17 protein-coding genes and 1 pseudogene are annotated in these 21,438 nt (G+C 71.9%); 9 read left to right on the forward strand and 9 right to left on the reverse strand.

Annotation, left to right across the window (positions count from 1 at the left end; all coding sequences use genetic code 11):
- Positions 1–12: 12 nt before the first annotated feature.
- Entirely contained in the window at positions 13–495 is a 483-nt protein-coding gene (locus ACZ5VC_RS28950) for a hypothetical protein (RefSeq protein WP_469122927.1), read from the reverse strand.
- A gap of 377 nt (positions 496–872) precedes the next feature.
- Between ACZ5VC_RS28950 and ACZ5VC_RS28955 the strand changes: the two genes are divergently transcribed.
- Genes ACZ5VC_RS28955 through ACZ5VC_RS28970 form a run of 4 tightly spaced genes read left to right on the forward strand, consistent with a single transcriptional unit; the run spans position 873 to position 5,304 of the window.
- A complete protein-coding gene (locus tag ACZ5VC_RS28955; RefSeq protein WP_469122928.1) occupies positions 873–3,704 on the forward strand; it encodes a sensor histidine kinase in 2,832 nt (943 codons plus the stop codon).
- Positions 3,701–4,141: a roadblock/LC7 domain-containing protein gene (locus ACZ5VC_RS28960; protein ID WP_468712971.1), complete on the forward strand. Its 441-nt coding sequence runs from the start codon at positions 3,701–3,703 to the stop codon at positions 4,139–4,141. The genes ACZ5VC_RS28955 and ACZ5VC_RS28960 overlap by 4 nt, the downstream gene beginning before the upstream one ends.
- Positions 4,142–4,151: 10 nt before the next feature.
- Positions 4,152–4,718, forward strand: a complete 567-nt coding sequence (locus ACZ5VC_RS28965; RefSeq protein ID WP_469122929.1) for a DUF742 domain-containing protein — start codon at positions 4,152–4,154, stop codon at positions 4,716–4,718.
- Complete coding sequence (locus ACZ5VC_RS28970) at positions 4,699–5,304, forward strand: GTP-binding protein (RefSeq protein ID WP_469122930.1); 606 nt, start codon at positions 4,699–4,701, stop codon at positions 5,302–5,304. Before ACZ5VC_RS28965 ends, ACZ5VC_RS28970 begins: the two co-directional genes overlap by 20 nt.
- Before the next feature lie 242 nt (positions 5,305–5,546).
- On the opposite strand, the gene ACZ5VC_RS28975 is transcribed toward ACZ5VC_RS28970, so the two are convergent.
- From ACZ5VC_RS28975 to ACZ5VC_RS28990, 4 genes and pseudogenes are all read right to left on the reverse strand, one after another.
- Positions 5,547–6,737 (reverse strand): lipid-transfer protein, encoded by a 1,191-nt coding sequence (locus tag ACZ5VC_RS28975; RefSeq protein WP_469122931.1) that lies wholly within the window; start codon positions 6,735–6,737, stop codon positions 5,547–5,549.
- 164 nt (positions 6,738–6,901) lie between these two features.
- Positions 6,902–7,267, reverse strand: a pseudogene (locus tag ACZ5VC_RS28980) (Zn-ribbon domain-containing OB-fold protein); the annotation flags it as partial.
- Between the two features lie 286 nt (positions 7,268–7,553).
- Positions 7,554–7,901: an Mpo1-like protein gene (locus ACZ5VC_RS28985; RefSeq protein ID WP_469122932.1), complete on the reverse strand. Its 348-nt coding sequence runs from the start codon at positions 7,899–7,901 to the stop codon at positions 7,554–7,556.
- Positions 7,902–8,030: 129 nt separating this feature from the next.
- Positions 8,031–8,849, reverse strand: coding sequence for a M15 family metallopeptidase (locus ACZ5VC_RS28990; RefSeq protein ID WP_469122933.1), 819 nt, complete (start codon positions 8,847–8,849; stop codon positions 8,031–8,033).
- A gap of 164 nt (positions 8,850–9,013) precedes the next feature.
- Here ACZ5VC_RS28990 and ACZ5VC_RS28995 point away from each other — a divergent pair, with 164 nt between their 5' ends.
- The gene (locus tag ACZ5VC_RS28995; protein ID WP_469122934.1) at positions 9,014–9,574 is read left to right on the forward strand and encodes an NUDIX domain-containing protein; all 561 of its coding nucleotides are present in this window, start codon (positions 9,014–9,016) and stop codon (positions 9,572–9,574) included.
- A gap of 185 nt (positions 9,575–9,759) precedes the next feature.
- Positions 9,760–10,503: a class I SAM-dependent methyltransferase gene (locus tag ACZ5VC_RS29000; protein WP_469122935.1), complete on the forward strand. Its 744-nt coding sequence runs from the start codon at positions 9,760–9,762 to the stop codon at positions 10,501–10,503.
- Between the two features lie 100 nt (positions 10,504–10,603).
- On the opposite strand, the gene ACZ5VC_RS29005 is transcribed toward ACZ5VC_RS29000, so the two are convergent.
- Positions 10,604–12,961: a glycoside hydrolase family 31 protein gene (locus tag ACZ5VC_RS29005; protein WP_469122936.1), complete on the reverse strand. Its 2,358-nt coding sequence runs from the start codon at positions 12,959–12,961 to the stop codon at positions 10,604–10,606.
- Positions 12,962–13,175: 214 nt separating this feature from the next.
- Between ACZ5VC_RS29005 and ACZ5VC_RS29010 the strand changes: the two genes are divergently transcribed.
- Entirely contained in the window at positions 13,176–15,152 is a 1,977-nt protein-coding gene (locus ACZ5VC_RS29010) for an acetoacetate--CoA ligase (RefSeq protein ID WP_469122937.1), read from the forward strand.
- Positions 15,153–15,180: 28 nt separating this feature from the next.
- Here the strand turns inward: ACZ5VC_RS29010 and ACZ5VC_RS29015 are convergent, their stop codons facing one another.
- Positions 15,181–16,500, reverse strand: a complete 1,320-nt coding sequence (locus tag ACZ5VC_RS29015) for an aminotransferase class I/II-fold pyridoxal phosphate-dependent enzyme (protein WP_469122938.1) — start codon at positions 16,498–16,500, stop codon at positions 15,181–15,183.
- A gap of 112 nt (positions 16,501–16,612) precedes the next feature.
- Here ACZ5VC_RS29015 and ACZ5VC_RS29020 point away from each other — a divergent pair, with 112 nt between their 5' ends.
- Together ACZ5VC_RS29020 and ACZ5VC_RS29025 are read left to right on the forward strand one after the other, a co-directional pair.
- A complete protein-coding gene (locus tag ACZ5VC_RS29020; protein WP_469122939.1) occupies positions 16,613–17,818 on the forward strand; it encodes an MFS transporter in 1,206 nt (401 codons plus the stop codon).
- A gap of 22 nt (positions 17,819–17,840) precedes the next feature.
- Positions 17,841–18,731 (forward strand): hypothetical protein, encoded by an 891-nt coding sequence (locus ACZ5VC_RS29025; protein ID WP_469122940.1) that lies wholly within the window; start codon positions 17,841–17,843, stop codon positions 18,729–18,731.
- An 86-nt stretch (positions 18,732–18,817) separates the two neighbouring features.
- Here ACZ5VC_RS29025 and ptsP read toward each other — a convergent pair whose 3' ends face one another.
- Complete coding sequence (gene ptsP, locus ACZ5VC_RS29030; protein ID WP_469122941.1) at positions 18,818–20,488, reverse strand: phosphoenolpyruvate--protein phosphotransferase; 1,671 nt, start codon at positions 20,486–20,488, stop codon at positions 18,818–18,820.
- A gap of 81 nt (positions 20,489–20,569) precedes the next feature.
- On the reverse strand, positions 20,570–21,019 hold the full coding sequence (locus ACZ5VC_RS29035; protein WP_469122942.1) for a PTS sugar transporter subunit IIA: 450 nt from the start codon (positions 21,017–21,019) through the stop codon (positions 20,570–20,572).
- Positions 21,020–21,438 lie beyond the last annotated feature (419 nt).

Below are 21,438 nucleotides of genomic sequence, written 5' to 3' on the forward strand. Positions count from 1 at the left end.
GGGTACGGGAGTTCAGGCCCGGGAGAGCCTGCCCGTGCCCCGCCGCCGTATCCGGGCGCGCGCCGCCTCGCGGCCCGACGCCCGTGCCTCACGCCGCGCCCTGCGGCGCTCCCGCCGCAGCTCGCGCGCCGTGCTGCTCGGCATGGAGACCACGCCGTGGCGCTGGTTCCACACCTGGCGCGTCACCCACACATCCAGCACGCTCCACGTCGCCACGACCGTGCTGGCCACACTGCTGAGCACCATCGGAAACGCCAGCCAGGAACCGGTGAGCGTGGCGAAGAAGGCCACCATCGCCTGAATGAGCGTCACGGACGTCAGCAGCACCGCGCGCACCGCGGCCGTTCTCACCGGGTCCGGCATCCGGCGCCGCACCGCCGGCTCCTCCACCCACAACTGCCGCGGGGCTTCCCGCTCGTCCGCCGCGGCCGGTATCGCCGCTCGCGTTCCGTCCGTCTCCGGCGCCGCCTCTGCCCGGCGCTCGTACGTGTCCATCGCTTCCGTCACTCCCCACCACTGACCGACTTCAGGGTGGCTGCCCGTCTTCAGTCGCTTTACGCAGACAGTCCCCGTCCCCGTACATAAGGACGACTGGTCGGAGAAGAAGATTCCCTCCGAAGCGCTCTCCGAACGAAGACTTCCAGCCATCCGTCCCTCTGGGAAAAATGAGGCTCCGCCAGGTGTCCTGCGCCACGGCGAGAATGCCAACTCGCCGAATACCAGGACAACTCATGATCAAGACGCCCCTCCTCGGCCGAAAATCGTCCGGACGTGTCTTCGAGTTGGCTGGGAGGCAGTAGTAGGCTCACGCCGTTTGTTGCCGGTTGACGCGAGAACTCCCGTTCCAAGCGGGGGTTGAGCTGGGGGAGGCCATGCGCTTTCGCGGGAAGTCCATCCGCAGGAAGATCGTGGCGTTGCTCCTTGTGCCGCTTGTCTCCCTCACCGGTCTCTGGGGCTTCGCGACCGTGCTCACGGGACGCGAGGCCGACCAACTCCTCGACGTCGGCTATGTCATCGAGAAGATCGGCTATCCGCTCGAGGACGCCGTCCGCGTCATCCAGAAGGAACGCCGGCAGACCCTGATCTATCTCGCCGACCCCCGCGCCTCCGACGCCCTGGCCGCACTCCGCGAGCAGCGCACCGCCACCGACAAGGCCATCTCCAGGATCCGCGTCAACGCCGAGGACGCCGACGTCCGCGAGGCGATGCGGCTCCCGGCGAGCCAGCGGCTGAACTCCCTCCTCGAAGCCCTCGACGGGCTCACCGCCCTGCGCCGCTCGGTGGAGAACCGCAGCCTCGGCCGGATGCAGGCCCTCGAGTTCTACAACCGCCTCGTCGACCCGTGCTACGGCTTCATGATGACCCTCCACGCTCTGGAGAACGTGGAGATGGACAAGCAGGGCCGGGCTCTCGTCGGTGTTGCCCGGGCCCGGGAGACACTCGCCCGCGAGGACGCCCTCGTCGTCTCCGCACTCATCACCCGTCGCGTCACCACCGCGGAGCTCCGCGCCGTCTCCGACCTCATCGCGAGCCGCAAGCAGTTCTACGAGGTCAACCTCGAGGTCCTGCCCGCCTCCGAACGCGAGATCTTCGAGCAGTACTGGCAGAGCCCCGACACCGAGCCGCTGCGCGACGCCGAGGACGCCCTCATAGTCGCCGGCCCCAGCAAGAACCCCCGCACGACCGATGCCGCCCGCTGGCAGGAGATGGCGGGGCCCGTCCTCGACGACCTCGCACGCGAGGACACCGAGGCCGGCGACCGCTACCAGGACCGCGTCCAGCCCGCCGCGTACAGCGTCCTGCTGAAGGCCGGTGTCGCCGGTGTCCTCGGCTTCCTGGCGCTTCTCGTGTCGGTGATCGTCTCCGTGCGCATCGGCCGGGAACTCGTCCGCGACCTGCGACGCCTGCGCAAGGAGGCCCATGAGGTCTCCGGCGTCCGGCTGCCCAGCGTGATGCGCCGGCTCGCCGCCGGCGAGCAGGTCGACGTCGAGACCGAGGCGCCGCACCTCGAATACGCCAAGGACGAGGTCGGCGAGGTCGGCCAGGCCCTCAACACGCTCCAGCGGGCCGCCGTCGAGGCAGCCGTCAAGCAGGCCGACATGCGCCGCGGTGTGGCCGAGGTGTTCGTCAACCTGGCCCGCCGCAACCAGGTGCTGCTCCACCGCCAGCTCACGCTCCTCGACGCCATGGAGCGGCGCACCGAGGACACCGACGAGCTCGCCGACCTGTTCCGCCTCGACCACCTCACGACCCGGATGCGGCGCCACGCCGAGGGCCTCGTGATCCTCTCCGGCGCCGCCCCCTCCCGCCAGTGGCGCAAGCCGGTTCAGCTCATGGACGTCGTACGGGCGGCGGTGGCCGAGGTCGAGGACTACGAGCGCATCGAGGTGCGGCGACTGCCGCGCCTCGGCGTCGGCGGACCCGCCGTCGCCGACCTCACCCATCTGATCGCCGAACTCCTGGAGAACGCCACGGTGTTCTCGCCCCCGCACACCGCGGTGCAGGTCCTCGGCGAGCGTGTGACCAACGGCTTCACCCTGGAGATCCACGACCGCGGCCTCGGCATGGCCCCCGAAGCGCTGCTGGACGCCAATCTGCGGCTGGCGGAGACCCCGGAGTTCGAGCTCTCCGACACAGACCGGCTCGGCCTCTTCGTGGTCAGCCGCCTCGCCCAGCGACAGAACGTACGCGTCTCGCTCCAGCCCTCGCCCTACGGCGGCACGACCGCGGTGGTCTTCATCCCGGCCACGCTGCTCACCGACGCCCCCGAGACCGAGGGCACCGGCTTCCGCCTGGACCGCAAGGGCGGCGAGAACGCCTCGCGCCGCCCGATGCTCTCCAAGGTGCCTTCGCCCGGCGGGAAGCGCGTTCTCGACGGCCCGGTCGAACTCGAACCGCCGCTCGGCATACCGGGGTTCGACGACCGGCCGCTGCCGGGCCCGCGGCGGGGGAGCGGGATGCGCCCGGCCCACGGCGAGCGGCCCGCCCTCACCGACCGGCCTGCGTTCACGGCCGCCGACGCGCTCCTCGACCCGATGACCGACCCGCTGACCGATCCCCTCACCGGGACCGGGAGCGGCCCGGTTCCCGGCCGGGCGGCCGACCCGAGCGCCGACCTCGACGAGACGGAGAGCGAGCGCGGCGGCATCTTCCGGGCCCGGGCGCATCTGCGCAGGATGCCCTCGGAACAGCACCAGCAGGCGGCCGACCAACTGCCCGAGCGCGCCACCGGACCCGTCCCGCTGCCCCGCCGCCGCCCGCCGACGCTGATCGCCGATCACGGTCGCCGGGTCGACGAGCCGGGGCGCGCGCACCCGGCGCCCCCGCAGGGCCCGGACGGCCGGTCCGCCCAGGCGCCCTCGCATCCGCTCACACCCGTGAACCAGCGCTCGGCGTCGGCCTCACCGGCGCTGTCCTCCGTGCCGACGCCGGACGATCCTCCCGCCGGGCTCGGCGGGCTGCCCCGCCGGGTCCGCCAGGCCAGCCTGGCCCCCCAGCTGCGGGAGACCACCGAGACGGGAGCGGCCGACCGCGCGGGCGCCCCGGCACAGACGGACAGCGACATCGAGCGCGACGCGGAACAGGTACGCAACCGGATGGCATCGATGCAGCGAGGCTGGCAGCGGGGCCGCCGGCAGAACGCCGCCATGGACCAGACCGGCGGGACAGCACCAGGAACGACACCGGAGGGGGACGGTCGATGACCGCACCGAACGCCGCAGCACAGCACGCCACCGGAAGCGGGTCCGGCGAACTCAACTGGCTCCTCGACGAGTTGGTCGACCGCGTCGGATCCATCCGCAAGGCCCTCGTGCTCTCCAGCGACGGCCTCCCGACCGGCACGTCCAAGGACCTGACCCGGGAGGACAGCGAGCACCTGGCCGCCGTCGCCTCCGGATTCCACAGCCTCGCCAAGGGCGTGGGCCGTCACTTCGAGGCAGGCAGGGTGCGCCAGACCGTCGTCGAACTCGACGACGCCTTCCTCTTCGTCACCGCGGCCGGGGACGGCAGCTGTCTCGCCGTCCTGTCCGACGCCGACTCGGACGTCGGCCAGGTCGCGTACGAGATGACGCTCATGGTCAAGCGGGTCGGGGTCCACCTCACGACGGCACCCCGGACCGGCCTGCCCGCCGGAGGGTGAGTGGGATGGCATGAGTGACACCGGCCGCCGTACCCAAGAGGACGCCCGGGCCCATGAGGCCACCGGGGGCCCGGGGCACCCCCCGGCCTCCGGGGGGCCACGGACCGCCGAGGACGCCCGGACCCTCACCGACTCCCGCGGCTCCACCGACTCCCGGTACCCCGGCGGCGCCCCGCCCTCCGAGGACGCCCAGGACGGGCACCCGCACCACTGGTTCGACGACGAGGCGGGGCCGGTGGTCCGCCCGTACGCGATGACCCGGGGGCGCACCAGCAGCGCCTCCCGCCACCGGCTCGACCTCATCGCCCTGGTGGTGCCCGAGCCCGCGGCCGACGACCCCGGCCGGGACCAGACGCTCTCCCCGGAACACGTCGAGATCGTCGAGCGGTGCAGTGAGCTTCCCCAGTCGATCGCCGAACTCGCCGCCGGGCTCGACCTCCCCGTCGGGGTGGTACGGGTCCTGGTCGGCGACCTCGTCGAGGACGAACTCGTCCACGTAACCCGCCCCGTTCCGCCGGCCGAGCTGCCGGACGTGAGCATTCTCCGCGAGGTGATCAATGGCCTTCGGGCGCTCTAGCCGCAAGAAGCGGCTCGTCGAACCGGTGACGCTGAAGATCCTCGTCGCCGGCGGCTTCGGGGTGGGCAAGACCACCCTGGTGGGCGCGGTCAGCGAGATCAGACCTCTGCGCACCGAGGAGACGCTGAGCGAGGCCGGCCGCCCCGTCGACGACGTGCACGGCGTCGAGAGCAAGACGACGACCACGGTCGCCATGGACTTCGGGCGGATCACCCTCCGCGAGGACCTGGTGCTCTACCTCTTCGGCACGCCCGGCCAGGACCGCTTCTGGTTCCTCTGGGACGAGCTGGCGCAGGGAGCTCTGGGGGCCGTCGTCCTCGCGGACACGCGCCGCCTGGAGGACTCCTTCGCGGCCGTGGACTACTTCGAGCGGCGCGGGATTCCGTTCACCGTCGCCGTCAACTGCTTCGAGGGGGCCGACCGGTTCCCGGCCGAGACGGTACGCGCCGCGCTCGATCTGGACCCCGAGGTCCCGCTGATGATGTGCGACGCGCGCGACCGGGAGTCCGTCAAGGACGTCCTGGTGTCAGTGGTCGAACACGCGCTGCTCCTGGCCGCCCGGGAGCGTGAGCCGGCGACGACCTGATCCACGACACGCACCACGGGAGCGAGGCCGGGCACGACCGGCGCAAGGTCACACCCGACCTCGCTCACCGGTGGCGGTGTCAGGGGCCACGGCGGCGCGAGGTCATGCCCGACCGGTCTCCTCCCAGCCGGAGCTCCGCTCCACCGCCTTGCGCCAGTTCGCGTACTCCCGCTCCCGCGCCGGCGCCTCCATCCGTGGCGACCACTCCACGTCCCGCTGCCACTGGGCGTACTCCGCCGGTCTCAGCGCACCACGACGACCGCCGACCCGTGCCCGAAGAGCCCCTGGTTCGCGGTGAGGCCGACTCGTGCGTGCGGAACCTGCCGGTCACCCGCTGTGCCGCGCAGCTGCCAGGTGAGTTCGCAGACCTGGGCGATGGCCTGCGCCGGCACCGCCTCCCCGAAGGAGGCCAGCCCCCCGCTGGTGTTCACGGGGACGCGTCCGCCGAGCGCGGTAACACCCTCGCGTACGAGCTTCGCGCCCTCGCCGGTCCCGCAGAGCCCGATGTCCTCGTACCACTCCAGCTCCAGCGCGGTCGACAGGTCGTACACCTCGGCCAGAGACAAATCCTCGGGGCCGATCCCGGCCTCCTCGTATGCGGCCCTGGCGATGGAGGACCGGAACGTATGGGGCGAGGGGCTGACGGCCGCCGCCGAGTCGGTGGCGATGTCGGGCAGGTCGAGGATCGCCTTCGGATAGGTCGGCGTGACGGTGGAGACCGCCCGGATCCGCACCGGGTCGGCGGCCCCGCGCCGGCGTGCGAACTCCATGCTGGACAGCACCAACGCCGCCCCGCCGTCCGATGTGGCACAGATGTCGAGCAGCCGCAGCGGATCGGCCACGATCGCCGAGGCGGCGACCTCCTGGGCCGTCACTGCCTTGCGGTACCGGGCCCGGGGGTTGAGCGCCCCGGCGGCCGAGTTCTTCACCTTGACCTGCGCGAAGTCCTCCGGAGTGTCGCCGTGCAGTGCCATGCGACGGCGGGCGTACAGCGCGAAGTACGCGGGGTTGGTCGCCCCGAGCACACGAAAGCGCAGCCAGTCGGGGTCGTCCCGCCGGTCTCCTCCCGGGGGAGCGAAGAAGCCCTTCGGGGCGGCGTCGGCGCCGACGACCAGGACGACGTCCGCCATACCGGCGAGGATCTGCGCACGCGCCGTGCTGATGGCCTGGGCCCCGGAGGCGCAGGCCGCGTACACACTGGTCACCCGGGCCCCTTGCCAGCCGAGCGCCTGGGCGAAGGTGGCTCCGGCCACGTATCCGGGATAGCCCCCGCGGACGGTGTCCGCGCCCACCACGGACCGGATGTCCTGCCACCCGATTCCGGCATCGGCGAGAGCCTCGCGGGCCGCCGCCGTGCCGTACTCCACGAAGCCGCGCCCCCACTTCCCCCAGGGGTGCATTCCGGCGCCGAGCACGGCGATGTCACCCATCACGCCACCTCTCGAGGGGGCACCCGGTCCGAATCCCGGTCCTTCGCATGATCCGAGACACGGTCCGAGACACGGTCCGAGACACGGTCCGAGACACGGTCCGAGGCCTGGTCCGACGCGGCAGGCGCCGACATGGCCGGCTCGGAAGTTCCTCGCTCCCGCGCGACCGGTCGCCAGTGCCAGGTGGTCCAGATCGTCCGTGCGTCCTCGTTGAGGACGCCCGGCACGACCTCGACCTCCATGCCCACGGCCAGATCCCCGACGCCGATCCCTGGCGCGGCCTGCCCCAGAACGACCATCGCCTCGGCCTCCAGCTCGACGGCGACGAGAGTGTACGGCTCCCACTCCGCCTCCGGGTCGGAGACGTACGGTGCGGGCGGCCGGTATCGGCCGTCGGTGTAGGACCAGACGCGGCCGCGCTTGGAGAGCGGCACCTGCACCAACTCCGTGCCCTCGCAGGCCGGATTGCGGCAGAAGGAGTCCTCGCGGGGGAAGAAGACCGAGGCGCAGGCCGTGCAGCGGGTGCCCAGCAGCCGGAACCCCTCATCGCCCGCACCGAGTTCGCCCGCACCGAGTTCGCCCGCACCGAGGTCGCCCGTACCGGGGTCACCGGCGCCCGGGTGGCCGCCGTCATACGTGGTGAACCAGCCGGCGACGACCGGCGTACGTGATGCGCTTGGCACACCCGCCCCACCAGCCGCCAACGCCTCACCGGCCGTACCCGCTGCCCTGGCCGTGCTCGCCGACTGCGTCAAGATCCCTCCCCGGCTCCACTCATCTGACGGATCGTCAGGAGTGTGCCATGGATCGCCGCAGGGGTCAGCGGTTCTCCGCGAGCCATTTGGCCGCGATCTCGGCCAGCTCCGCGTCCCGCCCGGCCAGCATCATGCGGATCATCTGCGCGTCGCCCCGCAGCGACCACCCCGGATGCCCGAAGGTCGCCGGGTTGTTCTTCTCGATGAAGAAGTGCGCCGGCCACGCGGTGCCGTACCCGATCAGCGGCAGCGCGGCCAGATACCGCTTGCGCCCCCGGGCCAGCCCGTACGCGCCGATCGCGAGCCCCGTCAGGGTTCCCGTCAGATGCACCCACCGGGTCGCCGCACGGGAGTGCATGGCGACGTAGTAGGGCCAGAATTCCTCGTACGAATCAAACGTCTGCTCGGTCATGGGGGAACCGTAGTGCCGTTCCGGAGAACCGGATACGGGCCCACTGCGTCCGTCAGAGAAGAACGGGCGGCCGGGATCCACGGGGGTGGTCCCGGCCGCCCGTTCCTCGCCTCCTCGGCCGGGGCTCGCTCAGTGCCCGGCCACCGACCGCCGGGCAACCGGGAAGTCGAAGTAGGTGGACGGGAACGGCTCGGGCTTGAAGGTGAAGTGCCACCACTCCTCCGGCAGGTTCACGAAGCCGAGCTCGCCGAGGGTTGTCCTGAGCAGCTGCCGGTTGGCCCGCTGGGCGCCCTGGACGCGCGGGTCGTCCGTGTGCGACAGCGTGTCGAAGCAGTCGAAGCCCGTTCCCATGTCGACGGAGTTGTCGGGGAAGCGCTCGGCCCGGGGGGCGTAGCACTCCACCAGCTCCTCGCCCGGGACGTACGGTCGCGTCGGCGCCGCCGGCAGCTGCACCAGGGTCAGGTCGACCGTCGAACCGCGACTGTGCCCGGACTTCTCCGCGATGTAACCGTCCGTGAACAAGCGCGACTTGTCGACATGGGGATAGAACTCCGCCTTCATCCTCTCGTCGGCCAGGTCCTCGGCCCAGCGAACGAAGTGATCGACGGCCCGCTGAGGCCGGTAACAGTCGTAGACCTTCAGGGAGTAGCCCTGCCTCAGCAGCTTCAGCTGCGCCCGGTGCAGCGCCTGTGCGGCGGGCCGGGTCAGGATGCACAGGGGCTGGCGGTAGCCGTCCACCGGTTCACCCACGAAGTTGTGCTCGGTGGTGTAGCGCATCTCCTGGATGATCGTGGGGTCCACCGAGCGCAGTGCCACGAACTGCTCGGGGGCCTTCGGCTCGGGCGTGGCCCGTGCGGCGGGCGCGGAGGCGGTGAGGGCGCCGGCCGCGACGATCCCGGCCGTGGCGGTGGCGAGCAGGGAACGGAGGGCGGAAGCAAGTCCTGTCATGTGCACCGTCTATCAGTTCCGGACCGGGTCGGGAAAGACCGATCGCATACGGTCCACGCCGACCGGCCTCCGGCTCGCGAACCGGCCCCGCCCGTCCCTTGCGCACACCGCCCCCGCCCGTCCCTTGCGCACACCGCCCAGGACCTCCGCTATCGTCCGCGCCCGTGAAGAACTCCCATTGCTCCGCCTGCGGCACGCCCTACGCCTCGACCGACGCCTGGCCCCGCGTCTGCGCCGCCTGCGGTGACCTCGCGTACCGCAATCCGCTGCCGGTCGCGGTCACGCTGCTCCCCGTAACCGATCCCGATGGCACGTCACTTGTCGTCATCACCCGCACCATCGAGCCCCAGCGCGGCGGCATCGCCCTCCCCGGTGGCTTCATCGACCACGCCGAGGACTGGCGCCACGCCGTCGTCCGCGAGTTGAGGGAGGAGACCGGGATCGACGCGGCGGAGAGCGAGGTCCGGCTCGCCGACGCGATGAGCTCCCCCGCGGGCCATCTGCTGCTCTTCGGCCTGCTGCCCGCGCGCCCGGCTGCCCAACTCCCGCTCTCCGCCGCCACGGACGAGACCGAGGGGTGGCATCTGCTGCGCGCGCCCGCGGAGCTGGCCTTCCCGCTGCACACCGCGGCGGTACGGAACTGGTTCGCGGGCAGGTACTCCCAGCCCCAGCCCCAGCCCCGGCCCAGTCCCCGTACCCCTCCGACCCCCCACCCCCAGCCCTAGGCCGTGTCCACCCTCGAACTCGCAGGTCCGCCTGTGTGGAAGCCCGGGACGGTGTCGCTATTTTCGTGGTTTCCGCCAAGCCTGACGGCCTGCCAGTTTAGGAGAGACTGCCAGCCAGAGGCCGCGCCCCGCCCCGATCGCGGGCGGGCCGCCGGCATGGTGAAACACACGGGGAGGACGGCACGATGAGCGCGCAGCAGCAGTACGACGAGATCGGTGAGGCGTACGAGGGGTTCAAGGCCCTGCCTCTGGAACAGTATGCGGTGGTGCCCGGCTTCCTGGCCCTGGTCGGGGACGTGAGCGGCAAGTCGGTCCTCGACCTGGCCTCCGGCACCGGCTTCTACAGCCGGGAGTTCAAGCGACGCGGCGCCACGGACGTGCTCGGAATCGACATCTCCGGCGAGATGGTTGCCGTGGCGCAGAAGCTGGAGGAGCACGACCCGCTGGGCGTGCGCTACGAGGTCGGTGACGTGTCCGCGCTGCGGAGCTTCGAGCACCCCTTCGACGTGGGCCTGGCGGTCCAGCTGCTCAACTACGCACCGGACATCGCCACCACCGAGCTGATGTGCCGCAACATCCACCAGAGCCTGAAGCCCGGCGCCGAGCTGTTCGTGCTCAACCAGTCGCCCGACTTCCGCTTCGACGGGCCGTCCCCGGAAAAGTACGGCTTCCGCAGCGAGCTCACCGGCGAGGAGGTCGAGACCGGACCGCAGGTCCGGACCACGGCGCTGCTCGACCCGCCCGTCTCGTTCGTCGCCAACCGTCCGCGCCGCGAGGTGTACGAGGACTGCCTGAAGGCGGCCGGATTCAGTGAGCTGACCTGGGTCCCGGTGGAGGTGTCCGAGGCCGGCGTACGCGAGTTCGGTGCCGACCACTGGGCGGACCTCTACGCCAACCCCCCGCTGGAAATGCTGCGCTGCCGCGCCTGACGACCCACCGGGCATCCCGGCGGCCCGACCTCCGATGCGCCCGCACCGGGGCCGGGCCGCCGGCTCCGGTGCGGTCCCGGCAAGATCCGATGGAGACGACCTAGTCCCGGCCCAGCCCCCGTACCCGTACCCGGTCCGTCACCTCCACCGCTCCCTCGTCCGTCATCCGTTCCACCACCACCCGGTCGTCCACGAGCCGCGTCGTGTACCGCTCGATCTCCGCCGGCTCCCATCCGTCACCCGTGTCCCGGACGACGAGTCCGCCCCCGGTGCGCCCCACCGCCGGGGCCCAGACCTCCAGCTCCACGTCACCGTCCCCGCCGCGCACCGCGAGGACCGCGCCCGCCCTCGCCAGTACCGGGATACGGGAGAGCGGCGCGTCGACGAGCACCTGTCCGGGCCCCTCGTACGCCTCGCCGGTCACGGTGTCGTACCACCGGCCGCGCGGCAGCCGGACCGCCCGCCGGTCCGTGCCGCGCTCAAGGACGGGCGCCACCAGCAGGGCGTCTCCGAGGAGGAAGGCGTCCTCGCAGTCGCGCAGCGCCCGGTCCTCCGGTGCGCCCCACCACAGCGGCCGCGCATAGGGGGCGCCCGTCAGCCGGGCGAGCTGCGCCAGGGTGATGAAGTACGGTCGCAGCCGTTCCCGCTCCGCGAGCGCCGCCCGCGCGTGCTCCAGCACGGCCGGGCCGAACTCCCACGGCTCCCGCCGCCCCGCGTCGATCGCCGCGTGGGTGCGGAACAGCGGCAGCCACGCCCCGAGCTGGAACCACCGCAGGAACAGCTCCGGTGTCGGGCTCCCGTCGAATCCGCCCACGTCCGGGCCCGAGTACGGCACACCGCACAGCCCCATCCCGAGGACGAGCGACAGCGAGGCCCGCAGTCCCGGCCAGCCGGTCGTCACGTCTCCGGACCAGGTGCCGCCGTAGCGCTGCATCCCCGCCCAGCCCGACCGCGAGAACAGGAAGGGCCGCTCGTCGGGCCGCAGCCGCCGCAGCCCTTCGTACCCGGCCCTCGCCATCGCGAGGGCGTACACGTTGTGGGCCTCGCGGTGATCGCCACCGCGTCCCTCCAGCGCGTGCCGTGCCGAGCGCGGCAGCGTCCGGTCGCCGAACGGCGCGAACGACACGGGCTCGTTCATGTCGTGCCAGATTCCCGAGAAGCCCTGCGCGAGCCGCTCCGCGTACAGGCCGCCCCACCATTCCCGTACGGTCGGATCGGTGAAATCCGGATAGGCGCACTCCCCGGGCCAGACGACGCCCCGCACCTCGTTCCCCCGGGCGTCCCTGACGAACGCGTCCGCCGCCCTGCCGCTGTCGTAGACCGTGTTTCCGGGCTCAGCCTTGACCGCGGGGTCGACGATCGACACCAGCCGCACCCCCTCGGCACGCAGCTCCTCGGCGAGCGCGGGCAGGCCGGGAAACCGCTCCCGGTCGACGGTGAAGACCTGATGCCCGTCGTAGTGGTCGATGTCGAGGTGCAGTACCGACAGCGGCAGGCCCCGGTCCCGGTATCCGGCCACCACCCGGCGTACCTCCCGCGCGCTGCCGAAGCCCCACCGGGCGTGCTGCGGGCCCAGCGCCCACGACGGCGGCAGCGCCGGCGCGCCCGTGAGCGCCGCCCAGCCGTGCAGCACGCGCGCGGGGGTGCCCACGACCACCCAGCAGCGCAGGGGCCCACCGCCCATGCGTACCTCGCTGGTGGCCGGCCGGTCGTGCCCGGACCCGGCCCCCTCCTCGCCCTCGCGCAGCGTGACCTGCCCCTCCCAGGAGTTGTCGTGGAACGCCAGATGCGTCCCGGCGTCCGCCACCACCAGCTGCACCGGCATCGTGATGTACAGCGGATCCGCGCCGGGGAAGACGCCGCCCCGGGGGTCGGTGTTCCACAGCCGGTACGTGCCGTCCCTCAGCCGCGGCCCGGACGCCCGCCCCCCGAGGCCGAAGAACCGGGCGTCCGCCGGAAGCTCGGACCGCTGCACCCAGCGCGCGGGCCCACCCGCCACCGGCTCCCACCACCGGGGCGGCAGATCCCGCCGCAGCACCACACCCCCGGGCGTACGGATCTCCACGTCGCCGTGCCGGGACACGGCGACGGTCACCCGCTCCGAGACCACCCGCCAGCCGCCGTCCTTGTCGGGCTCCAGCTCGGTGCGCGGATCCGGCTCGGGCGGCTCGCCCGCCAGCGCGTACGAGGGCAGCGGCTCCGCCCCGTCCCAGCCCCAGAAGACCGCCCCGCCGGTGGTCACGGACACGCGGAGCACGGACCGGGCGAACCGGACGGTCCCCCCGCCCGCCATGGGCTTCGCGCCCTCGACCTGCCCGGGCACGCGCGCCCTCTCCGGGCCGCGCGGCGGCAGCCCCAGGGCATCCGTCCGCCGCTGCCGCCACGCCGACCGCATCGCCCGCAGCCCCCGCACCGACCCGATTTCCCGCACCGAACGCACCAGCTCACGACCGTCCATGGCGCCCACCCTGCCATTTGGATCAGGTCGTACGGGGTGCGTTCAACTGCCGTTCACCCGTGGTGAGACCACATATTCAGCTATCCGACCATGGGTGGGGAGCCCTGGTGCGAAAGACGATCACATGGCATCGTCCTGTCAGCCGCGTCACGCGTACACCCCAGCACGTGCGCGGGACACACGCCTACACCGCGTACAGCCCGGGAGCCGCCCCATGACGTCAGAGACCACCGAGCCGCTCTGGCAGCCCGACCAGGACCGCGTCGACGCCGCGGCCGTGACCCGCTTCCAGGCGTGGGCCGCCGAACGGTACGGCGCCCCGGCCGACGGCGGATACCCGGCCCTGCACCGCTGGTCCGTCGACGAGCTCGAAACGTTCTGGCAGGCCGTCGCCGAGTGGTTCGACATCCGCTTCGCGACGCCGTACGAGCGCGTCCTCGGCGACCGCTCGATGCCCGGAGCCCAGTGGTTCCCCGGCGCGACCCTCAACTACGCCGAGCACGCCCTGCGGGCCGCCGCCGAGCGCCCCGACGAGCCGGCACTGCTCCACGTGGACGAGACGCAGGTTCCGACCCCCATCAGCTGGGCCGAGCTGCGCCACCAGGTCGGCGCCCTCGCCGCCGAGCTGCGCGCCCTCGGCGTACGCCCCGGGGACAGGGTCAGCGGCTACCTGCCGAACATTCCGCAGGCCGTCACCGCTTTCCTCGCCACCGCCTCCGTCGGCGCCGTCTGGACCTCGTGCGCCCCCGACTTCGGCGCCCGCAGTGTCCTCGACCGCTTCCAGCAGGTCGAGCCGGTCGTCCTGTTCACCGTCGACGGCTACCGCTACGGCGGCAAGGAGCACGACCGCCGCGACACCGTCGCGGAGCTCCGCGCCGAGCTGCCCACCCTCCGCGCGGTCGTCCACATCCCGCTCCTCGGTACGGAAGCGCCCGAAGGCGCCCTCTCCTGGTCCGACCTGATCGCGGCCGAGACCGAGCCGGTCTTCGAGCAGGTCCCTTTCGACCACCCCTTGTGGGTCCTGTACTCGTCGGGCACCACCGGCCTGCCCAAGGCCATCGTGCAGTCCCAGGGCGGCATCCTCCTGGAGCACTTCAAGCAGCTCGGACTGCACTGCGACCTCGGCCCCGAGGACCGCTTCTTCTGGTTCACCTCCACCGGCTGGATGATGTGGAACTTCCTCGTCTCCGGCCTGCTCACCGGCACCACGGTCGTCCTGTACGACGGCAGCCCCGGCTACCCCGACACGGGTGCCCAGTGGCGGATCGCCGAGCGGACGGGCGCCACCCTCTACGGCACCTCCGCCGCGTACGTCATGGCCTGCCGCAAGGCGGAGGTCCACCCCGCCCGTGACTTCGACCTCTCCCGGATCAAGTGCGTCGCGACCACCGGCTCCCCGCTCCCGCCCGACGGCTTCCGCTGGCTCCACGACGAGTTCGCGGACGCGGGCGCCGACCTCTGGATGGCGTCCGTCAGCGGCGGCACGGACGTGTGCTCGTGCTTCGCCGGGGCGGTGCCCACCCTCCCCGTCCACATCGGCGAGCTCCAGGCGGCCTGTCTCGGTACGGACCTCCAGGCCTGGGACCCCCAGGGCAAGCCGGTCGTCGGCGAGGTGGGGGAGCTGGTGGTCACCAACCCCATGCCGTCCATGCCCATCCGCTTCTGGAACGACCCCGACGGCAGCCGCTACCGCGAGAGCTACTTCGAGATGTACCCGGGTGTCTGGCGGCACGGCGACTGGATCACGATCACCGACCACGGCTCGGTGATCATCCACGGCCGCTCCGACTCCACACTGAACCGTCAGGGCGTCCGTATGGGCAGCGCCGACATTTATGAGGCCGTCGAACGGCTCCCCGAGATCCGCGAGACCCTCGTCATCGGCCTCGAAGAGCCGGACGGCGGCTACTGGATGCCCCTCTTCGTCCATCTCGTCCCGGGCGCGACCCTGGACGACGCCCTGCGGGACAGGATCAAGCAGACCATCCGCACCGAACTCTCCCCCCGGCACGTCCCCGACGAGATCATCGAGGTCCCGGGCGTCCCGCACACGCTGACGGGCAAGCGCATCGAGGTTCCGGTCAAGCGCCTCCTGCAGGGCACGGCCCTCGCGAAGGCCGTCAACCCGGGATCCGTGGACAACCTCGAACTGCTCCGCTTCTACGAGGAACTGGCGAAGAAGCGCCGCTGAGCCCCCGACGGTCCGGCCCGCCGGACCGCTAACCCCCGTAGGTGGCCTCGGACTCGCCCAGTACCCCGGCGAAGTCCGAGGCCAGCCGGGCGGCCTCCGCGGGCTCCAGCGTCGCCGTGGTGATCCGTACGGCCGGCGGCGCCGCGATCCGGAACCGCGCTCCGGCGGCCACCCACCAGCCGCGCGAGCGCAGGCCGTTGACGACCCCCGACTCGTCCCGCACCGGCACCCACACATTCAGCCCGCTCGCCCCGTGGGCGCCGATCCCGCGCCGCGCCAGCTCCCCGATCAGGGCCTCACGCCGCTCCGTGTACGCCCCCTGCGCCGAGGCCACCAGCGCGCGCACGCGCTCGTCGGCCAGCAGGCCCGCCACGGTCTCCTGAAGGACATGACTGACCCAGCCGGAGGTCAGCAGCAGCCGCCCGTCGTGCCGCGCCAGCGTGGCGGCGTCGCAGGCCAGGCCGGCCCACCGCAGATCGATTCCGAGATGCTTGGACACCGTGCGGATCTGCGCCCAGCGGGCCGGTCCGGCGGCGGCGAGGGAGTACCCCGGGGCGCCGGAGATGTCGGCGTTGTGGTCGTCCTCGATCACCAGGACCTCCGGGAAATCGCGCAGCACGCGCGCGAGTTCGTCCCGCCGGCCCTCCGAGAAGCAGGCGCCCGTGGGGCTCTGTCCGCGCGGACTGCACACCAGGGCCCGCACCCCGGCGCGCAGCGCGCCGCGCAGGGCCTCGGGCAGTAGTCCCTCGTCGTCCACGGCCACCGGGACCATGCGCAGGCCCAGCGCGGGGATCAGATCCAGCAGATGGTGGAACCCGGGGTCCTCGACGGCCACCGAGTCACCGGGCCGCAGCTCAGTGGAGAGCAGCCGGCCGATGCAGTCCAGCGCCCCGTGCGCGAACGTCACGTGCTCCGCGGGTACCGCGTCCCGCGCGAACCACGCCCGCGTCAGCCCCTCCAGGCCGGCCAGCCGGGGCGACGCGCGGTGGGACCCGTACACCGGGCTCACGACTGCCGGCGGGCGCAGCTCCGGCATGAACGCCGGATCGGGGTGACCGCCCGCGAGATCACGCAGCCCGGCGGGGACCTTCGGCGGCCGGCGCGAGGCGACCGAAGGAGCCGCGGCCACCACCGTCCCCCCGCGTCCCCGGGTCACCACCACGCCGCGCTGCCGCAGCTCCTTGTACGCCGTCGCGACCGTGCCGGGACTCACCCCGAGCTCGTCCGCGAGCCGCCGCACCGGAGGCAGTGCGGCCCCCGGCCCGAGCCCGCCTTCGGACACGCCCCGCTCCACGGACGCGGCAATGCCCTTGGCCGTCGTCCCACTGATCGCATATTGTGTTGCCACGTACTCCAGTCTGTACTGATACATAACTGAAGTCAAGGGGGAGACAGTGAGCCTGCACCAACGCCGGGCCGCGCTATCCGCACGCATCCCGGGCGGCCGCGACGGACGCCGGATGCTCCTCATCGCATTCATCGACAAGACGGGCACCGGCCTCTGGGCAGCCGCCACCGCCCTCTACTTCACCTACGTCACCGGGCTCTCCGTCGGACGGATCGGCCTGCTCATAGGCGTCTCCGGAGCCATCGGCATCGCCGGAGCACCGCTGGCCGGCCGTCTCGCCGACCGCTTCCCGGTCACCCGCGTGCTCATGGCCGTCCAACTCCTGCGAGCCGCCGCCCTGCTCGCCCTGCTGACCACGGACGTCTACGCCCTGCTCGTGCTCTACTCGGCACTGGGCGCCCTCCCGGACCGCGCCGCCAACGTCCTCACCAAGCTGTACGCCGCTCGCGTGGCGGGCAAGGACCGTGTCCGCTACCAGGCCATCAACCGCACCGCAGGCAACCTCGGATGGGCCGTCGGCGGCCTCGCGGCCGCGGCCGCCCTCGCCGTCCACACGAGCACCGTCTACCAGCTGCTCCTCGTCGGCAACACCCTCACCTACCTCGTCATGGCCGCCCTCACCTTCCGCTGCGGCGAGCCACCCGCGCCCTCCCGCATCGTTGCCGACTCCCGCACCGAAGCCTCCACCCCGCTCTCCAACCCCTGGCGGGACCGCACCTTCCTGCTCTTCACCGCCACCGAAACCGCCCTCTTCCTCGACGACACGATCCTCCAGGTCGCCATGCCGCTGTGGATCGTGCACGCCACGGACGCCCCCGTCGGACTCGCGCCCCTGCTCCTGGTCCTCAACAGCGTGCTCGTCGTGGCGCTCCAGGTGCCGCTCACCCGCTTCGGCTCCACCACGAAGGCAGCCCGCACCCTGCTCGTCCCGCTGGCCGGCCTCCTCGCCGCGGGCACGCTCGCTCTCGCTGCTTCCGCCTCCGGCGGCCGCTGGTTCGCCGTCGCCATGCTCGTCGCCGCGGCCGTGTTCCTCACGTTCGCCGAGATGATCCACGCCACCGCGTCCTGGGAACTCTCCGTCGCCCTCTCCGCGGACGACGCCCAGGGGGCCTACCTCGGCGTCCACGGCCTCGCCGTCGCCGTCCAGCGCAGCGCGGGCCCACTTCTGCTCTCCGCCGTCATCGCCGCAGGGCCCCTGGCCTGGCCCGTCCTCGGCGCGGGCCTCGTGGCCACCTGCGCGACCCAGCACCGCCTCACGGGCAAACGCCTCCTCCGGACGTCACTGTCAGTGCCCCCGGTTACGGTGAGTGAGCACTGATCGACAGCGCACAGGGGGATTCATGGCGCACACCAGCACGACCACATCCATGCGACGCGCACTGCGCCGCGAAGTGCCCAGCACCGTCGGCCTCCTCGCCGACGCGGAGGACTTCGCGGCCATGCGCCACTACCGCTCCTTCGCCTTCGACGACCACCCGGCGTACCTCCGCCAAGTGGAAGGCCTGCTGCGCGCACTCGCCTCGCAGGGCGGCCACACCACCGTCGCCCTCTTCGATCCCGAGGAGTACGCGGCGTACTGCGACGACACCGGACTCGACCCCGACAGCGCCGCGAGCCGCAGCCGCTACATCGCCGAGATCGCCGCGACCGGCGCGCGCGTCCCCTACACCGGGCAGCCCATGGACACCCTGCTGCCCACCCTCATCACGACCGCCGTCCGCCAAGCCACCTGGGAATACGCCACCATGCTCCTGGCCGACCTGGGGGAGTGCGCCGACTGCGGCCAGGACGTCGGAAGAGCCGCCTTCGACCGTGCCTCCCACGTCCTGATGACCCTCCTCGAGGCAGCGGGACCGGGCACCCACCACCTCGTCTGCAGCGTCCCCTCGACCGACGAACCCCTCATGGCGGCTCTGCACGCCACCCGCGAGCCCGACACCCCCACCCACCTCGACGCGACCGAAGGCGCCGAATTCGTCACCGTCCTCGCCGCCGGCATCGCACTCGACAGCCCGGGCGGAGTCGTCCTGCGCACCACCGCTCCCGACACCCCGGACCGGCTCCACGGCTGGCGCCTGCGCCAGGGCACGCTCCACCCCCTCACCGAGGCCGAGGTGTTCAGCGCCTACTGCACCGACGCCGACACCGGCGAACCCGTCTCCCCGGAACCGGGCGTGGAATACCGCGCGGGCTTCCCGCTTCCCACCGACGACTGGCCGAGCCACCACTGAGCCCTCCGGACGAGAAGGCGAGAACAAGAAGAAGGGGCTCCCCGCCGCGACCGGCGGGAAGCCCCCTCAGAACCCAACAGCCCGGATCACTCCCCGGACAGCACCGCCTGCGCGGCCACACGGGCCTCCTCGGCGGAATCAGCGGCGCGCGCGGCGGCCGCCGCACGCTCGCACTGGGCCAGCGTGTGCTTGGCCAGCGTCGCCCGCACATACGGAATCGACGCCGCGCCCATGGACAGGCTGGTCACACCCAGACCCGTGAGCACACAGGCCAGTAGCGGGTCCGACGCCGCCTCTCCACACACACCGCAGCTCTTGCCCTCGGCCTTGGCGGACTCGGCCGACATCGCGACCAGGTCCAGCAGCGCCGGCTGCCACGGATCCTGCAGTCGCGACACCGCACCGACCTGCCGGTCAGCGGCGAAGGTGTACTGAGCGAGGTCATTGGTGCCCAAAGAAAGGAACTCGACCTCCTGCAGGATCGAACGCGCCCGCAGCGCGGCGGACGGAATCTCCACCATCGCGCCGAACTTCGCGTTCAGCCCCGCCGCACGGCACGCGTCGGCGAACGCCTTCGCATCCGTACGGTCGGCCACCATGGGGGCCATGACCTCCAGGTACACCGGCAGTCCTTCGACTGCCTTCGCCAGCGCGGTCAGCTGCGTCCGCAGCACCTCCGGGTGATCCAGCAGCGTCCGCAGACCCCGCACACCCAGCGCCGGGTTCGGCTCGTCGGCCGGAGTCAGGAAGTCGAGTGGCTTGTCGGCGCCCGCGTCGAGCACCCGCACCACCACGCGCCCCTCGGGGAACGCCTCCAGCACCTTGCGGTACGCCTCGACCTGCTTCTCCTCGGACGGCGCCTGCTTGCTGTCGTCCAGGAACAGGAACTCCGTACGGAACAGACCGACACCCTCGGCCCCGGCGTCCACGGCGGCCGGCACGTCGCCCGGCCCGCCGACGTTCGCCAGCAGCGGCACCTTGTGCCCGTCCGAGGTGGCACCGGGACCACTGGACGCGGCCAGCGCGGCCTTGCGCGCGGCAGCCGCCTCCTCGAGCTCCGCGCGCTTCTCGGCACTCGGCTCGACGAAGATCTCGCCGGTGCTCCCGTCGACCGCGATGAGCGTGCCCTCGGCCAGCTCACCCGCCCCCGGCAGCGCCACCACGGCCGGCACACCCAGCGCCCGCGCGAGAATCGCGCTGTGGCTGGTCGGCCCGCCCTCCTCGGTCACGAAACCCAGGACGAGCGCCGGGTCGAGCAGAGCCGTGTCGGCGGGCGCAAGATCCCGCGCGATCAGTACGTACGGCTCGTCACTGTCCGGCACACCCGGCATCGGCACACCGAGCAGCCGCGCGACGATACGGTTCCGCACGTCGTCCAGGTCGGCGACCCGCCCGGCCATGTACTCGCCCGCACCCGCCAGCAGCTCCCGGTAGTGCGAGAACGCGTCGTAGATACCGCGCTCCGCCGTGCTGCCGACCGCGATGCGGCGATCGACGTCGGCGATCAGCTCCGGGTCCTGAGCGATCATCGCCTGGGCCTCGAGCACTGCCTGCGCCTCGCCCCCCGCCAGATTGCCTCGCGCGATCAGATCGGCGGCGACAGCTTCGACGGCCTGGCGAGCGCGCCCCTGTTCGCGCTCAGCCTCCTCCGCCGGAATCTGCTTCGCCGGCGGCTCCAGGACCGCCGTGCCCATGTGCCGGACCTCGCCGATCGCCACACCGTGGCTCACACCGACGCCTCGCAGCGTTGTCTCCATCTCACCCGTCTCCGATTGAGCGGCGGCCCCAGCCGCCGCGTGGAATGTCCGGCTCGCGGTCGTCACGGGGACGACGCCGGCCTACTGCCAGCTGAAGAGCGAGTCCCCGGCCTTCACATCGCCCTCGTCGACGACATCGGAGAGAGAGCCCGCCGTGGCCTCGAGCGCGACGACGGGGCAGATCGCGGACTTGCCCGCGGCCTCGACCGCGGCGGGGTTCCAGCGCACGACGCCCTGTCCGCGCGTGACCGTGTCCCCCTTGCCGACGAGCAGCTCGAAGCCCTCGCCATTGAGCTGAACGGTGTCGATACCGAGGTGGGTGAGGACCCCGTGCCCGTCACCGTCCACGACGACGAACGCGTGCGGGTGCAGAGAAACAATGACGCCGTCGACGGGCGAGACCGCCTCCGACGGCTCACGTACGGGATCGATGGCGGTACCGGGCCCGACCATGGCACCGGAGAAGACCGGGTCGGGTACAGCGGCAAGACCGATGGCGCGTCCAGCAAGTGGCGACGTCACGGTTGTCATGGGAAGCCTCCCAGGGGCGGAGATTGTGTCGCCGTCACTACCTGTCCCGGACGGCGTACTGATCAGAAGGGTAAGTCATAAGAAGTCCTAGTTCCGCACGGGAAGCACCAGTTGGCGGCCTAGGGACTACCGGAAGCGATTTGCCTCTACTGACGGTGGGATGTACTGTCGTAGTCCTGCCTGGCCCCAACGCGGCGTTGAGTCGTAGGTCGGCAGCACCGATTGAGTCGAGATTCTAACTGGTCTAAACCACTCCTGGTCTACACCTCTGCGCGTCTGCAGGGTGGTGGTCAGGGAGACGGAAAAGTCCTGCTAGAGTCTGACCCGCCGGAAAGGGAATCGCGAAAGCGAGGAACTGGAAAGCAAATCGAACCCCGCTCCGACGGGGAATCGGACACGAAAGAGTCTGATAGAGTCGG

Source organism: Streptomyces sp. NPDC033174, assembly GCF_055577795.1.

Bases quoted from the DNA above. Each gene is read 5' to 3' on its own strand.
- ACZ5VC_RS28950 (WP_469122927.1), bottom strand. From the start codon at position 495: ATGGACACGTACGAGCGCCGGGCAGAGGCGGCGCCGGAGACGGACGGA.
- ACZ5VC_RS28955 (WP_469122928.1), top strand. From the start codon at position 873: ATGCGCTTTCGCGGGAAGTCCATCCGCAGGAAGATCGTGGCGTTGCTC.
- ACZ5VC_RS28960 (WP_468712971.1), top strand. From the start codon at position 3,701: ATGACCGCACCGAACGCCGCAGCACAGCACGCCACCGGAAGCGGGTCC.
- ACZ5VC_RS28965 (WP_469122929.1), top strand. From the start codon at position 4,152: ATGAGTGACACCGGCCGCCGTACCCAAGAGGACGCCCGGGCCCATGAG.
- ACZ5VC_RS28970 (WP_469122930.1), top strand. From the start codon at position 4,699: ATGGCCTTCGGGCGCTCTAGCCGCAAGAAGCGGCTCGTCGAACCGGTG.
- ACZ5VC_RS28985 (WP_469122932.1), bottom strand. From the start codon at position 7,901: ATGACCGAGCAGACGTTTGATTCGTACGAGGAATTCTGGCCCTACTAC.
- ACZ5VC_RS28990 (WP_469122933.1), bottom strand. From the start codon at position 8,849: ATGACAGGACTTGCTTCCGCCCTCCGTTCCCTGCTCGCCACCGCCACG.
- ACZ5VC_RS29000 (WP_469122935.1), top strand. From the start codon at position 9,760: ATGAGCGCGCAGCAGCAGTACGACGAGATCGGTGAGGCGTACGAGGGG.
- ACZ5VC_RS29005 (WP_469122936.1), bottom strand. From the start codon at position 12,961: ATGGACGGTCGTGAGCTGGTGCGTTCGGTGCGGGAAATCGGGTCGGTG.
- ACZ5VC_RS29010 (WP_469122937.1), top strand. From the start codon at position 13,176: ATGACGTCAGAGACCACCGAGCCGCTCTGGCAGCCCGACCAGGACCGC.
- ACZ5VC_RS29020 (WP_469122939.1), top strand. From the start codon at position 16,613: ATGCTCCTCATCGCATTCATCGACAAGACGGGCACCGGCCTCTGGGCA.
- ACZ5VC_RS29025 (WP_469122940.1), top strand. From the start codon at position 17,841: ATGGCGCACACCAGCACGACCACATCCATGCGACGCGCACTGCGCCGC.
- ptsP (WP_469122941.1), bottom strand. From the start codon at position 20,488: ATGGAGACAACGCTGCGAGGCGTCGGTGTGAGCCACGGTGTGGCGATC.
- ACZ5VC_RS29035 (WP_469122942.1), bottom strand. From the start codon at position 21,019: ATGACAACCGTGACGTCGCCACTTGCTGGACGCGCCATCGGTCTTGCC.